This window comes from uncultured Streptococcus sp. (assembly GCF_963536705.1).
In the GTDB taxonomy this organism is placed as follows: Bacteria; Bacillota; Bacilli; order Lactobacillales; family Streptococcaceae; genus Streptococcus.
In genome coordinates this window covers 107,317-120,948 of the sequence record NZ_CAUTAP010000003.1, presented here as the reverse complement: position 1 = coordinate 120,948, position 13,632 = coordinate 107,317, and the positions used below count along the sequence as shown (strand labels likewise).

At 43.6% G+C, this 13,632-nt stretch carries 14 protein-coding genes; 4 read left to right on the top strand and 10 right to left on the bottom strand.

Annotation, left to right across the window (positions count from 1 at the left end; all coding sequences use genetic code 11):
• Positions 1-133: 133 nt before the first annotated feature.
• Complete coding sequence (locus RWX26_RS03000; RefSeq protein WP_032913367.1) at positions 134-2,404, top strand: ATP-dependent Clp protease ATP-binding subunit; 2,271 nt, start codon at positions 134-136, stop codon at positions 2,402-2,404.
• A 48-nt stretch (positions 2,405-2,452) separates the two neighbouring features.
• On the opposite strand, the gene RWX26_RS02995 is transcribed toward RWX26_RS03000, so the two are convergent.
• Positions 2,453-3,067, bottom strand: a complete 615-nt coding sequence (locus RWX26_RS02995) for a GyrI-like domain-containing protein (protein ID WP_314579044.1) — start codon at positions 3,065-3,067, stop codon at positions 2,453-2,455.
• Between the two features lie 59 nt (positions 3,068-3,126).
• Positions 3,127-4,026, bottom strand: coding sequence for a YafY family protein (locus RWX26_RS02990; protein ID WP_002911967.1), 900 nt, complete (start codon positions 4,024-4,026; stop codon positions 3,127-3,129).
• 224 nt (positions 4,027-4,250) lie between these two features.
• Here RWX26_RS02990 and RWX26_RS02985 point away from each other — a divergent pair, with 224 nt between their 5' ends.
• Together RWX26_RS02985 and RWX26_RS02980 are read left to right on the top strand one after the other, a co-directional pair.
• Entirely contained in the window at positions 4,251-4,700 is a 450-nt protein-coding gene (locus RWX26_RS02985) for an NUDIX hydrolase (RefSeq protein WP_002900905.1), read from the top strand.
• Positions 4,701-4,767: 67 nt separating this feature from the next.
• Positions 4,768-5,070, top strand: a complete 303-nt coding sequence (locus RWX26_RS02980; RefSeq protein WP_002898025.1) for a DUF1827 family protein — start codon at positions 4,768-4,770, stop codon at positions 5,068-5,070.
• Between the two features lie 25 nt (positions 5,071-5,095).
• On the opposite strand, the gene RWX26_RS02975 is transcribed toward RWX26_RS02980, so the two are convergent.
• A complete protein-coding gene (locus RWX26_RS02975; RefSeq protein WP_002902601.1) occupies positions 5,096-5,530 on the bottom strand; it encodes a GNAT family N-acetyltransferase in 435 nt (144 codons plus the stop codon).
• Positions 5,531-5,552: 22 nt separating this feature from the next.
• Between RWX26_RS02975 and RWX26_RS02970 the strand changes: the two genes are divergently transcribed.
• Positions 5,553-6,008: a MarR family winged helix-turn-helix transcriptional regulator gene (locus RWX26_RS02970; RefSeq protein WP_002900910.1), complete on the top strand. Its 456-nt coding sequence runs from the start codon at positions 5,553-5,555 to the stop codon at positions 6,006-6,008.
• 128 nt (positions 6,009-6,136) lie between these two features.
• Here RWX26_RS02970 and ileS read toward each other — a convergent pair whose 3' ends face one another.
• The 7 genes from ileS to ftsZ all read right to left on the bottom strand — a co-directional run bounded on the left by ileS (position 6,137) and on the right by ftsZ (position 13,632).
• Positions 6,137-8,929, bottom strand: coding sequence for an isoleucine--tRNA ligase (gene ileS / locus RWX26_RS02965; protein ID WP_314579037.1), 2,793 nt, complete (start codon positions 8,927-8,929; stop codon positions 6,137-6,139).
• A 281-nt stretch (positions 8,930-9,210) separates the two neighbouring features.
• Positions 9,211-10,005 (bottom strand): DivIVA domain-containing protein, encoded by a 795-nt coding sequence (locus RWX26_RS02960; RefSeq protein WP_314579034.1) that lies wholly within the window; start codon positions 10,003-10,005, stop codon positions 9,211-9,213.
• A 9-nt stretch (positions 10,006-10,014) separates the two neighbouring features.
• Positions 10,015-10,800 (bottom strand): YlmH/Sll1252 family protein, encoded by a 786-nt coding sequence (locus tag RWX26_RS02955; protein WP_314579032.1) that lies wholly within the window; start codon positions 10,798-10,800, stop codon positions 10,015-10,017.
• Positions 10,797-11,072, bottom strand: a complete 276-nt coding sequence (locus tag RWX26_RS02950; protein ID WP_002896162.1) for a YggT family protein — start codon at positions 11,070-11,072, stop codon at positions 10,797-10,799. Before RWX26_RS02950 ends, RWX26_RS02955 begins: the two co-directional genes overlap by 4 nt.
• A gap of 5 nt (positions 11,073-11,077) precedes the next feature.
• Positions 11,078-11,665, bottom strand: a complete 588-nt coding sequence (locus RWX26_RS02945) for a cell division protein SepF (RefSeq protein WP_002896164.1) — start codon at positions 11,663-11,665, stop codon at positions 11,078-11,080.
• Between the two features lie 9 nt (positions 11,666-11,674).
• Entirely contained in the window at positions 11,675-12,346 is a 672-nt protein-coding gene (locus RWX26_RS02940) for a YggS family pyridoxal phosphate-dependent enzyme (protein WP_125377702.1), read from the bottom strand.
• A gap of 8 nt (positions 12,347-12,354) precedes the next feature.
• On the bottom strand, positions 12,355-13,632 hold the full coding sequence (gene ftsZ / locus RWX26_RS02935; RefSeq protein WP_032908876.1) for a cell division protein FtsZ: 1,278 nt from the start codon (positions 13,630-13,632) through the stop codon (positions 12,355-12,357).

The following is a 13,632-nucleotide window of genomic DNA, read 5'->3' as shown; positions in this document are numbered from 1 at the left end:
AAGGGAGGATTTTGTAGTAAATTCTTGCAAAGTTCGAGAATACTGATATAATGAAACTATAAAACTTTGACTATTTTTGACCTTTAATCATTTCTATAAATAGCTTGCACACTAAAAGAAAAGAGGTATCTGCATGCTTTGCCAAAATTGTAAAATCAACGAATCTACGATTCACCTTTATACCAACGTAAATGGCCATAAACAGCAGGTGGATTTGTGCCAAAACTGCTACCAAATCATGAAAACAGACCCCGAACATTCCTTGTTCGGCGGAATTGCTAATGCCAACAATCACGGAACAGATCCTATTGATGACTTTTTCAACAGCCTCAGCAATTTTCAACAGCCTCAGGAACCAACTACTCCTCCTACCCAATCTGGTGGAGCCTATGGGGGCGGTGGCGGCTACGGTTCAAATCCTAGCAAGGGTGGTCAGCCTCAGCCAAGTCCGCAAAAGCCAAAAGGCCTGCTGGAAGAGTTTGGTATCAACGTGACTGAGTTGGCCCGCCGAGGCGAGATTGATCCTGTTATTGGCCGTGATGAAGAAATCGTCCGTGTCATTGAAATCCTCAACCGCCGCACCAAAAACAATCCTGTTCTCATAGGAGAGCCAGGAGTCGGAAAAACAGCCGTGGTGGAAGGTCTGGCCCAGAAAATTGTTGATGGTGATGTGCCTCATAAACTCCAAGGCAAGGAAGTTATCCGCCTAGACGTTGTCAGTTTAGTGCAGGGAACTGGTATCCGTGGCCAATTTGAGGAACGGATGCAGAAGCTCATTGATGAGATTCGTTCTCGTCAGGATGTCATTCTCTTCATTGATGAAATCCATGAAATTGTCGGAGCAGGATCTGCTGGCGATGGCAATATGGACGCTGGGAACATCCTCAAACCAGCTCTGGCTCGCGGAGAACTCCAGATGGTTGGAGCAACCACCCTCAACGAATATCGTATTATTGAGAAGGATGCTGCACTTGAGCGCCGTATGCAGCCAGTTAAGGTAGATGAGCCGACGGTAGAGGAAACGATTACCATCCTCAAAGGGATTCAGAAAAAATACGAAGACTACCATCACGTCAAGTACACAGATGCGGCCATTGAAGCTGCTGCACTTCTCTCCAACCGCTACATCCAAGATCGCTTCCTGCCAGACAAGGCTATTGACCTCTTGGATGAGGCTGGATCCAAGATGAATCTGACCCTCAACTTTGTTGATCCCAAGGTCATTGACCAACGTCTGATCGAAGCAGAAAACCTCAAGGCTCAGGCGACTCGTGACGAAGATTTCGAGAAGGCGGCTTACTTCCGCGACCAGATTGCCAAGTACAAGGAACTCCAACAGACAAATGTGCTAGACAAGGACACTCCGATTATCAGCGAGAAAACGATTGAGCACATTGTAGAGCAAAAAACCAATATCCCAGTTGGCGACCTCAAAGAAAAGGAACAGTCTCAACTAGTCAATCTTGCAAGTGACTTAAAGGCTCATGTCATCGGTCAAGACGATGCTGTGGATAAGATTGCCAAGGCCATCCGCCGCAACCGGGTCGGACTAGGAAGTCCTAATCGCCCAATCGGCAGCTTCCTCTTTGTCGGACCTACTGGTGTCGGTAAGACTGAGCTGTCTAAGCAACTAGCCATTGAGCTCTTTGGCTCGGCTGACAGCATGATTCGCTTTGACATGAGTGAATACATGGAGAAACACAGCGTGGCTAAACTGGTCGGTGCCCCTCCGGGCTATGTCGGCTATGATGAGGCTGGTCAATTGACTGAGCGCGTCCGCCGCAATCCCTACTCACTCATTCTGCTGGATGAGGTAGAAAAAGCCCATCCTGATGTTATGCACATGTTCCTGCAGGTTCTAGATGATGGCCGCCTGACTGATGGCCAAGGCCGAACTGTCAGCTTCAAAGACACTATTATCATCATGACATCCAATGCCGGAACTGGCAAAGCTGAAGCAAGCGTTGGCTTTGGAGCAGCGCGTGAAGGACGTACCAACTCCGTTTTGGGTGAATTGGGCAACTTCTTCAGTCCTGAGTTTATGAACCGCTTTGACGGCATTATCGAATTCCAGGCGCTCAGCAAAGACAACCTGCTGCAAATCGTCAACATTATGCTGGACGATGTCAATCAACGTTTGGCAACCAACGACATTCATCTGGATGTTACGGAGAAGGTCAAGGAAAAATTGGTTGACCTGGGCTACGATCCAAAAATGGGGGCTCGCCCACTGCGCCGTACCATTCAGGACCATATCGAAGATGCTATTACTGACTTCTATCTGGAAAATCCAAGCGAAAAAGATCTCAAAGCTATTATGACCAGCAATGGCAAGATTCTCATCAAGTCAGCCAAGAAAACTGAAAGCACAGAGTCCGTTCATTCATCTCAAGAAGAAAAATAATTGTCGACAAAATAGAGCAGAAAACACTTAGTTTTCTGCTCTATTTCTTTATTGATTTTTCTGAACCTTGTAGCGCAGAATTGTTTTCAGCTTGCTAGGGTCTGTCCGATTCAGATTATTGAGGTAGATTTCTCTATGAGTGTTTGAAACCCGTGTCAGCTGGTGACTCTGGCAAAAGGCATCCATTTTAGCGAAGGATTGAGGTTCTTCGTCAAAAGGTCCTAGGTGCAGCATGGCGATACACGCTCCTTCCGTCATTTCTTCAAAGCGAATCTCGTCATAGAGAGGATTAGGCTTTTTGACACGGATCTGCTCCAGAGCCTTTTTCACCATCTCTCCAGTGATAAAGTCCGGCTGCCCAATCATAATAGTATAAATCAATTCTTCTTTAATGAGTTCTCCTGCTTGCTCTTGCTGCCAAAGTCCTTCCAAGGGATAGACTGTAAAATCAGTAAATTCTTGCTCGGCCGCTGTCTTTTTGTAGTTCATCTTGATAGCATAGGCTAAACTGTACAGAGCACCAACTCGTTCAGAAAAGTCGGCAGCATTAGGATTGCCCTTGCCGTCAATCATGATAAAAGACTGGGCAGGAACATCTATGAGACAGGGTACAGACTTGATTTGATAGATTTCTCGATTGGCTTTTCTCCATTCATATTTCATGAGAGAGCCCTCCTTTCTTTACTATGAACAGTATAGCAAAGAAAAGCTGACAACCTCTGTCAGCTTTTATAAATATCGGCAATAGCTTTTAACTTTTCTTTGAATTCTTCCCGTAACCGAGGCGGCTCCATGATTTCAACTCCATCCAAAAAGGATAGCAAGTAGGTATAAAGACTATCGTGACTCGGTAAATGCGTCTCGACATAAAGGCACCCATCACTCTCCTCTATCTCTGCTTCTGAAAACTCCTCGTACACTCGAAAGGCATGCTTCCGGTCAAATTTCAAGAGGACTTTTACAGTGCCTCCTAGCCGCTCCTCAGGACTAAATTTCTCATCCAAGACTCTCTGCTTAAATCTTTCCTCTAACATGTGACAATCTCTCATTCTGCTGAGTTTAAAAAAGCGCGGAGCTTGTCTTAAGCGACAAAAGCCAGCAACATACCAGTTTTGGCTTTTAAATACTAACTTCAGCGCCTCTATCTTGCGCTGCTCTCTTTCTCCACGCCCATTCAAATAAGAAAAAGACAAGACTCTTCTTTGCAAGATTGCCTGCTTAATAGTATCAAACAGTTCTTTCTGATCTGCTTTTTTGCGCCAGTCAGTGAAATCCACCTCCAGCCAGGAAGTTGCCTGAACTTGAAACAAGGACTGTAGCTTAGACAGGGTCTCTACTTGCTCGCCATCTGTTAAAATCTGCAAGCCTTGAAGAGCTGCTAATAGCTCATCCCTCTCAGACTCCGAAAACAAGGCCTTGTCCAAGACAAAATCCTTCATCAGAAAAATACCCCCGCCCTTGCCTGGGTTGCAATAGATAGGGATTCCTACCAAACTCAGCTTGTCCACATCTCGATAGATGGTCCGAATGGATACTTCAAATAGTGAGGCCAATTCGGGAGCTGTTGTGCGGCCCTGCTCTAAAAGAAGATATAGGATTTTAAAAAGTCTGCTTTCTGTCATAAAACCACCTCGCTCCTATTATAACAATTTCTCCTATAAATGTTTTACCATTCCTATAAAGAAGAGTTTTCTAAACGGTCGGAGGAAGGAATTTATTATTTGAAGGGGATTTCTTTCAAGGACTATCATTCTTTTTCTGTCCAATAAACCGAGTAAATTCTTGACAGCTGGGCCTTAGTCCATTATGATAGATAGTAAACTGACTAGAGATTGAGGATATTAGAATGACAAATCCAACCTTTGGTGAAAAGGAAGCAAATGTAGAATATGTGACCCGTTACGGAGTCTATGCCGTTATCCCAGACGAGAAGAAAGAAAAGATTATTTTGATTCAGGCGCCTAACGGGGCTTGGTTTCTGCCCGGTGGAGAGATTGAAGAGGGGGAAAACCATCAGACTGCCCTTGAACGCGAGCTGATGGAAGAACTTGGATTCACAGCCCAGCTTGGACGCTATCTTGGACAGGCTGATGAATATTTTTACTCTCGCCATCGCGACACCCATTTCTACAACCCGGCATACCTGTATGAGGTCACCTCTTTCCAAGAAGTCCAAAAACCGTTGGAAGATTTCAATCAGTTGGCCTGGTTCCCCGTCGATGAAGCTATCGAAACACTCAAACGTGGCAGCCATAAATGGGGTATCCAAACTTGGAAAAATGCGCTTAAAGCTTAAAGAAATCATTCACAATTCATAGCAAACATGTTATAATAATAGCAGGTATAAAGCAGGAGGAAATCGTATGAAGCTTATTAATACAACAAACAGTCATGCTGACCTTGTCAAAAGCCAATTGGAAAGCACCGATGCGATATTAGTCGAAGTTTATTCTGCTGGAAACAGCGATGTTGTTTTTACACAAGCTCCTCTTCACTATGAAATTTTGATTTCAAACATGCACCGTGCTGTACGCGAACAGGAAATCGAAAAAATCAGAGAATTTTTCTTGAAGAGAAAAATTGATGCAAATACTATTGATAGAGCTGCTATCCGCACGATTTACGCTAATAATCTAATCGAAATTTCCATTCCTGTTAAACAGTAAAACTAAGGCTATTGCCTTAGTTTTTTTATTGTTTATAGATCATGGTAATATGAGGTGTCGATTCAAAAATAAAGGGTTGGCCAACTGATTTGAAGCCATACTTTTCATAGAGAGCAGCCACCTGAACCTGAGACTCTATTTCAATTTCCTTTCCTGGCCATTTTTCAGCACATAATTGCAGGATTTCTCTGATAAGCTGTCCTCCTAAGCCCTGTCCTCGTGCAGACTGAGCTGTGACTACTCGACCAAAGACTAAATGCTCTCCCTCTTCAAAGACACGGACATAAGCATCAATTTCCCCTTGTTTATTAGCATGGTAAACATGCACTGCTTCTAGGTCCTTCTCATCCAGCTCATGATAAATGCGCTCCTGCTCCACCACAAAGGTGTCAATGCGCAATTTTAAGATTTGATAAAATTCTATCGAGTTCAGCTCTGTTAATTTTTTCCTAGACCACATACTTGTTTCCTCTATCTTTTTAATGTATAATAAATGCAAATGCAACTATCAAGGAGTTCCTATGGATTACCGTCAACTTTTCCGGCAAATGGGCTTTATTTCTAGACAAGCCATGATGAAAATGAATCAAAAAGCCAGTAACTACGGCCTAGACAATAATTTGTTTCTACTGCTCATTCGTATCGTCGAAAATGAAGGTCTCAGCCAGTCACAACTGGCAGAACTGGTGCAGATTGACAAGACTACTCTCAGCCGTTCTCTAGGAAAGCTGGAAGATAGAGGCTTAATTATCAAAAAGACCAAAGCTCAAAATAAGAAGTTCAAAGAGCTCTATCCTAGCAGTCAGGCTCTCAAACTCTACGACCAACTGATTGGCTTTGAAAATACCTACGCCAGTCAGGCGCTGCAGCAACTGACTTCCTCTGAGCTCTTTCAGCTTCAAAACATTTTGGCTAAAATAAGCACTCCTAAGTTATAAGTAGTATAACAGAAAACAGTTGCAAACGCAACTGTTTGTTTTTGCTAATTTGGTTTTAAATTAACAAATTTTCAAATCAATCTATCTAAAAAATGGCTTACCTCTAAAGGGCAAAGCCATTTTTTATTTTAATTGGCCTCAAAGCCTTCTGATACAGCCTGAGCAAAGTTTTCTTCTAAAATTTCTGCACAGTGGTCACAGACAAGGGCTTGATAGCTGCGCTCTTGAACTGTTGTATCAATGCGACGGCAGCGATCACAGACTTGTCCCTGCGCGTGCTCTACGACAAAAGCTACATCTTCAAAGACTAGAGCGCCTTCTGGAGCAGGTCCTTCAGCAATCGTTAATTGAGAAACGATGAGGAGCTGGGCCACATCGCTGTTAACTGCTTCCAGCAAGGTCTTGATGACTTCATTCGGATAGACAGTCAGGTGCGCTTCCAGCGATTTTCCGATAACCTTTTCATTGCGGGCTTCTTCTAAGGCTTTCTGTGCTTGACTGCGGAAGTCCATAAAGGCAGACCAAGTGTCCAAGATTTCTTCCTGATTTGGGAAAGTCTGAGCTTCTGGCAATTCAGATAACTGAACAAATTCTTCCTCTTCGTGCTCTAGGTAAGACCAAATCTCTTCTGCCGTGTGAGGCAGGATTGGTGTCAACAGCTTGGTAATCTTGACCAAAACATCATAGAAAACAGTCTGCATCTGACGACGTTCCAATGATTTAGCGGCTTCGATATAGACGACATCTTTGGCAAAGTCCAGATAGAAAGCAGACAAGTCAACAGTCACAAAGTTGACAATCGCTTTATAAATAGTCAGAAACTCAAAGTCTGCGTAAGCCTTGCGAATAGTCTCTACTAATTGATTGAAGCGGATAGTCATGTATTTATCAACGGAGCGAAGTTCTTCGTAAGCTACGGCATCCTCAGCTGGATTAAAGTCAGAGGTATTGGCAATCAAGAAACGAAGCGTATTCCGAATCTTACGGTAGGTTTCAGAGACTTGGCTCAAGATATCCATAGAGATGCGAACGTCGTTGCTAGAGTCTACACTGGTTACCCAGAGACGCAAGATTTCCGCACCAAATTGTTTTTCTACATCGCTTGGAGCAATGGTATTTCCAAGGGATTTAGACATCTTCTCACCTTTACCGTCAAGGGCAAATCCTTGTGACAAGATTTGTTTGTAAGGAGCTACGCCATGGTTGGCAACTGAGGTGATGAGGGATGAGTTGAACCAACCACGGTATTGGTCTGAACCTTCTAGATAAAGATCAGCTGGGTAAGTCAACTCAGGACGATTGACCACTACACCATTCCATGATGAACCTGAGTCAAACCAAACGTCCATGATGTCCGTTTCCTTGGTAAATTCGCCGTTTGGAGAACCTGGATGAGTAAATCCTTCTGGTAAAAGGTCTTTTGCTTCACGCTTCCACCAGACGATAGAGCCGTGCTCCTCAAAGAGCTGAGCTACGTGTTCGATGGTTTCAGCCGTCATGATTGGTGTGCCGTCTTCGGCATAGAAGATTGGCAATGGCACACCCCAAGCCCGCTGACGAGAGATAACCCAGTCACCACGGTCACGAATCATGTTGTAGAGACGTACTTTACCCCATTCAGAATGGAATTTAACCTTTTCAATTTCGTCCAAAATTTCTTGACGGAATTTAGAAACAGATGCAAACCACTGTGGTACTGCCCGCCAGATGATTGGCTTCTTGGTCCGCCAGTCAAATGGGTAGGAGTGAGAGATTTCTTCTTGAGCAAGGAGCAAGTCACCAAGCTTTTCAATAACTGTTGGTGCAACTTTGTCATAGAACTGGCCTGCAAAATCAGGACCAGCATTTTCCATCATGATACCGCGCTCATTAACAGTGACAAATACTTCCAAGCCATTAGCTACACCGACATTATAGTCGTCCTCACCAAAACCAGGAGCTGTATGGACAATACCAGTACCAGAGTCAGTCGTAACGTGGTCACCCAGGATAACAAGTTCATCTACAGCAGTATCCCATGGGTGAACTGTTACGATGTGGTTTAATTCTTGACCACGGTAGGTAGCCAAAACTTGAACATCAGCCCAGCCAAATTTATCAGACAAACTATTCAACAATTCTGAAGCAACCACAAACTTACGAGATTCACCAGCTGGCTGAACGACTACGTAATCAATATCTGCTCCAACAGTCAAACCACGAGAAGCTGTAATAGTAAACGGAGTTGTTGTCCATACGACGATATAAGTATCTGTGTCCAATACCCCTTTACCATCTTTGACGCGGTTAGCATAGTAGAGAGAGGTGGAAACCAAGTCATGGTATTCAATTTCTGCTTCAGCCAAAGCTGACTCAGATGACCATGACCAGTAAACTGGCTTAGCACCACGGTAGATATAGCCTTTTTTAGCCATTTCGCCAAAGACACGGATTTGAGCCGCTTCATAGTCAGGAGTCAAAGTCACATAAGGATTATCCCAGTCACCAGAAACACCCAAACGCTTGAAGTCTTCTTTTTGCTTTTCGACTTGGCTCAGGGCATAGTCCCGACACATGTTGAGGTACTCAACCAAGTCCAGTTCTTTACGCTTAACGCCTTGCTTTGCCAATACTTGCTCAATCGGAAGACCATGCGTATCCCAACCTGGAATGTAAGGTGCATAATAGCCAGCCATAGACTTCGAGCGAACAATGATATCTTTGGAAATCTTGTTCATAGCATGGCCGACATGAATATTCCCGTTAGCATAAGGAGGGCCATCATGCAGGATAAAGTGCGGCTTGCCTTCATTCAGTTCCTGACGGCGTTGATACAGCTTAGCTTGATCCCATTCCTTTTGCCAGAGAGGCTCCTTATTTGGAAGACCAGCACGCATAGGAAAAGCAGTTTTTCCAAGATTGAGTGTTTCTTTCAGTTTCATTCTATTCCTCTTTATTTTTTAATTACAAATTAAAAACCGCAAACTTCTCCAAAAAGGACGAAAATTCGCGGTACCACCTTTGTTTAGGCAAGACAATAGCATGATGCTCCTCTTGCCCCTCTTTGTCCGTAACGTGGACTGCCGTCTCATCCTACTGATTTCAGACGAAAGTTTTGTAAAATGATAGCCCAAGCAAGATGGACTGCAGATCTCTCACCATCATCTGCTCGCTGAAAGTATTTTGCTTGGTCTGTGTTTTTACAATCTTATCTTCTTTAAAATTATAAAATATTTACTGGAACTTTTTGTTCCCCATTTGTATCATCATCATGATGGTCAGCTTCTAAGTTTTCCTCAGCTGCGTGAGCTTCTATATCTTCATCGCTGATCGGAGAAAAAGCTTGGGTCGCAGCTAATTCACGATTGGCAGCTTCAATGCGCTCTTGCAGCTCAGCCATTTCCTCTGGAGAAAATTGACGAGTCACATCCACTTCTTCCTCGCGGACAACTGCCTCTTCTCCCAGAACCTCCGATACAACCTCCTTGAAGGCCTCATCGCTGGTTTGCAGGTAAGTAGCTGTCGGACGCAGGATTTCTTCCCATTCAGACGAATCCACAATGCTGAGTTGGCTCTCAATGGTTGATTTCAAGCGTTGGTGGAAGACACGTGTTTTGTTTTTCAGTTCTTCTGTTTCAATGGCTACTTTCTTAGCATTGTCCGCTGCCTGACGCAAAATTTCATCAGCCTTGTACTTAGCTCCATCCAACAAATGCTGCGCATCCTGCTCTGCCTGACGGACAATATTTGTAGATCGCTCATTGGCAGCAACTTTAACGCGCTCAGCCGTATCCTGAGCAATCAAAACAGACTGGCTGAGAGAGTCTTTCATCTCATCAAAATAAGTCAGACGTTCTTCCAGATTACGAATTTTTGCTTCTTTTTCGTGGTTTTCACGAACCAGGTCTTCATAATCACGGACAACGATGTCAAGGAATTCATCTACCTCTTCAACATCATAGCCTCTAAACTTGGTTCCAAAGGATTTATCTTTAATTTCTAATGCTGTAAGTGTCATAGTTCCTCCTCATTTACTAGCTAATAATTCAACGGTTAACTTATGTTTTCCATTCTTGGAAAGGCCATTTTCTCTTAAAACCTTAAATCTTCCAAATCGTCTAACGCTAATCAAGTCTTCAAGCCCGACCTGCTGGCTGGGATTGTCATTAACAGCATAGTTCATTTTCACATGCTTACCAGAAATCAGCTGAGCAGCCTGGCTTCTTGATAACTTAAAGGTGCTGGCTACCAACTTGTCCAAGCGAAGGCTAGATGCTAAAATTTCTCTGGTGACAGCCTGCTTCTGCTCTTTCAGCTGCTCTGCAAAGGAAACTTCCTTTAGTCTAACAGGCATCTTTGCTACTTTAGTGACATGATCTATAAAATACTGGGTCAGTCTTTTATCTACAAAGAGCTGCGCGCGGTCTCCAACCACAAGAATATCACCAAAGGTCCGTCTTTCAATCCCTAATTGATTGAGAAGAGTGCCCATAATCTGTGAATGACTGATTTTATAAAATTTGCTTGCATAGGAAATTTCCAGCAAGCTCAATTCAAAATCATCCATATTCAGTTGGTAATAAGAAGGCGCCACAAGAACTCTTGCCAGTTCACTTGGAAAAAAATCCGTACTAGCAAAGACTTGCACATCATATTGCTTGCCAATATTCTTCAGGATTGAGACCTGATGGGGATTCAGAAAAGACGTTGTTTCAAAGGCATAGGTATCTTGAACCCGCTGAAGCAGCTCCAGACTCCTATCAATAAACTCTCGATCCTCATGCGAAAAATGTTGATATAAATCTTTCATCATAATAACATTAGTAAGACGCTTATTAAATAAAAGACCACACGATTTAAAAGGTTTAAAGCCAGAATTGCAACCCAAACGGTAAAGTCCAGCCCTGCAAACTGCAAGGGAAGACGGCGGAAAAGTTTTAAATACGGTTCTACAATTCGTGTTAGAAACTCTCCGAATTTGGTTTGATAGGCTCCTGGAAACCAAGACAGAAGTGCATAGACAATCAAGGCAATGCTATAAAGATCGAAAAGATTAGAGATGGCACGAATTACAAAATATAACATATCTCTTATCTACTGCGCTTCATATCAAAGTCGAATTCGCTGATTTCAACATCGTTTGGCAAGCGGATATCTTCCACATTTACCACTACATTAATCGGAGTCAGCAAATACATAGTGCTTGCAACTTTTTTCAAATTTCCAGCCAAGACATAACGCGCACCGTCTAGGTAGTCTAAACAGCGACGAGCCTGTACCTCAGTCATATACTGGAAGTCAATCAGGATGCTTTCATTGGCCAAAAGCAGGTCAACAATTTCAGTCGCTTCCTCATATCTCCTCGGATAACGAACATCAATCGTAATCTTCTCATCCGCATTTGCACGGTGCTGAGCCAATTCCTGCTGACGTGCATGCAGTCTGGTAATATTCTCTGTCGAAGATTTCTGTTGTGGCTGTGGTTTAGGCTGTGGCTTGGCCGCAGCAACCGGACGAGGAGCTGGCTTGCTCTCTCTGACTGGCTTAGGCTGAACCAATTCAGGCTTCTGCTTAACAGGCGCTGCAGGTCTGCTGACAGTCTGCTCCTGAACCTCAGTCTCATCTCCATCTTCTGTAAAATAATCTATAAATTTATCAAATCTATCTTTTAATGACATATTTCTTTCCTATTTAAAAAATGCTGTACCGATTCTGACATAGGTCGAGCCATGGGCAATTGCTTCTGGATAATCACGGCTCATTCCCATGCTTAATTCAGAAAAGGGCATATTATTTAACTGTTTCTTTTTTAATTCTTTTTGTAGTTGATGAGCCTTTTCAAAAATTTGGTTCAGCTCCTCATGACTAGCTTCAAACGGAGCCATTGTCATCAATCCCACAATTTGAACATTTTCTAATTTTTCAAGTTCAGGCAGGACAACTTCAAGTTCTTCAATCAAAAAGCCATGCTTGCTCTCTTCTTTAGAAATATTCACCTGCAGGAAACATTTAATCACATGTTCAGCTCGTTTGTCAATCTCCTTGGCCAATTTTACAGAATCTAAAGCGTGAAAGTAATCAACATAGTTAATCACATCCTTGACTTTTCTCCTCTGCAAACTGCCGATCAGGTGCCAGGTCAGATTCTCATCTTTCAGAGCATGGTATTTATCTAGAAATTTATCTACCCGATTTTCTCCGATATGCTGAATACCTGTACGAACAAGCTCCTGAGTAGTTTCGCAGTCAACATATTTGGTAACTGCAATGATATTTACTGAATCTTTCAAACGCTGGGCTTGTTCCGCCGCTTGAGCGACGGATTGAAAGACCAACTCTTTATTATCCTGCAAATTCATGATTTAGATTAACGATTTCTGAAGAATGGAGGTGTTTCCAATTCATCATCATCTTCATTAGTTTCTGCATAGCGCTCCACGCGGGCTGAGGAACTTGGTTCAGCCTGACGAACAATCGCTTCGCGGCGAAGATCCCAATCACCAAAGGCTGAACCTTTAGGCGCGTCCGTTCTTTGACGCGTTGGAGCAGGAATATCAACCGTTTCGGTCATATCAAAGTTTCGTTCAAACTGTCCTGAGCGAACTTCGCGATTTGGCTCAACTTGCTGCGGACGGCTTGGACTAGTAGGTTGTGGAGTCTGACGAATGCCGCTGACCTTTTCAACCTTGTCCTGACGAACACCAGTAGCTACAACAGTCACGCGGATTTCATCCTTCATAGACTCATCAATAGCAGTACCGAGCCAGATGTTCACACCATGACCTGCTGCTTGGTTGACAATTTCTGAAGCCTCTTCAGCTTCAATCAGAGTCATATCTAGGCCACCAGTAACGTTGACAATTACGTCCTCTGCGCCATCAATGGTTGTTTCCAAAAGAGGTGAGTAGATAGCTTTGCGAGCAGCTTCGATGACACGTTCTTCACCACTACCAACACCAATTCCCATCAAAGCATTACCCTTGTCTGCCATAACTGTTTTCACGTCGGCAAAGTCAAGGTTAATCAGTCCTGGGCTGGTAATCAAGTCAGTAATCCCTTGGACACCTTGGCGAAGAACATTATCTGCTTCACTAAGAGCTTCAAGGAGCGGAGTCTTCTTATCTACAATTTCAAGCAAGTTGTTATTTGAGATAATCAAGAGTGTGTCTACATGCTCGCGAAGTTCGTTGATTCCTTCTACTGCAAAGGTTCCACGCTTGCTTCCTTCAAAACCGAAAGGACGTGTAACTACAGCAACAGTCAGAGCACCAACATTTTTTGCGATACGAGCAATCACTGGAGCAGCGCCTGTTCCAGATCCACCACCCATACCAGCAGTGATGAAGACCATATCTGCTCCTTGCAGAGCTTCTGTCAGAACTTCTTCGCTTTCTTCAGCAGCCTTACGGCCTACTTCAGGCTGACCTCCGGCACCAAGTCCGCGAGTCAGCTTAGGACCGAGCTGAATAACTGTTTCAGCTTTGGCACTGCTAAGAGCTTGAACATCTGTATTTGCTGCGATGAATTCAACACCAGCAACACCTTCATCAATCATTCGGTTGATGGCGTTACCGCCACCTCCACCGACACCAATAACTTTAATTACTGCGCCTTGTGCAGCAGCAGCGTCAAATGAAAATGTCAT

Coding starts and splice junctions, on each gene's coding strand:
- RWX26_RS03000 (WP_032913367.1), top strand. CDS start 134: ATGCTTTGCCAAAATTGTAAAATCAACGAATCTACGATTCACCTTTAT.
- RWX26_RS02995 (WP_314579044.1), bottom strand. CDS start 3,067: ATGAAATATGAATGGAGAAAAGCCAATCGAGAAATCTATCAAATCAAG.
- RWX26_RS02990 (WP_002911967.1), bottom strand. CDS start 4,026: ATGACAGAAAGCAGACTTTTTAAAATCCTATATCTTCTTTTAGAGCAG.
- RWX26_RS02985 (WP_002900905.1), top strand. CDS start 4,251: ATGACAAATCCAACCTTTGGTGAAAAGGAAGCAAATGTAGAATATGTG.
- RWX26_RS02980 (WP_002898025.1), top strand. CDS start 4,768: ATGAAGCTTATTAATACAACAAACAGTCATGCTGACCTTGTCAAAAGC.
- RWX26_RS02975 (WP_002902601.1), bottom strand. CDS start 5,530: ATGTGGTCTAGGAAAAAATTAACAGAGCTGAACTCGATAGAATTTTAT.
- RWX26_RS02970 (WP_002900910.1), top strand. CDS start 5,553: ATGTATAATAAATGCAAATGCAACTATCAAGGAGTTCCTATGGATTAC.
- ileS (WP_314579037.1), bottom strand. CDS start 8,929: ATGAAACTGAAAGAAACACTCAATCTTGGAAAAACTGCTTTTCCTATG.
- RWX26_RS02960 (WP_314579034.1), bottom strand. CDS start 10,005: ATGACACTTACAGCATTAGAAATTAAAGATAAATCCTTTGGAACCAAG.
- RWX26_RS02955 (WP_314579032.1), bottom strand. CDS start 10,800: ATGATGAAAGATTTATATCAACATTTTTCGCATGAGGATCGAGAGTTT.
- RWX26_RS02950 (WP_002896162.1), bottom strand. CDS start 11,072: ATGTTATATTTTGTAATTCGTGCCATCTCTAATCTTTTCGATCTTTAT.
- RWX26_RS02945 (WP_002896164.1), bottom strand. CDS start 11,665: ATGTCATTAAAAGATAGATTTGATAAATTTATAGATTATTTTACAGAA.
- RWX26_RS02940 (WP_125377702.1), bottom strand. CDS start 12,346: ATGAATTTGCAGGATAATAAAGAGTTGGTCTTTCAATCCGTCGCTCAA.
- ftsZ (WP_032908876.1), bottom strand. CDS start 13,632: ATGACATTTTCATTTGACGCTGCTGCTGCACAAGGCGCAGTAATTAAA.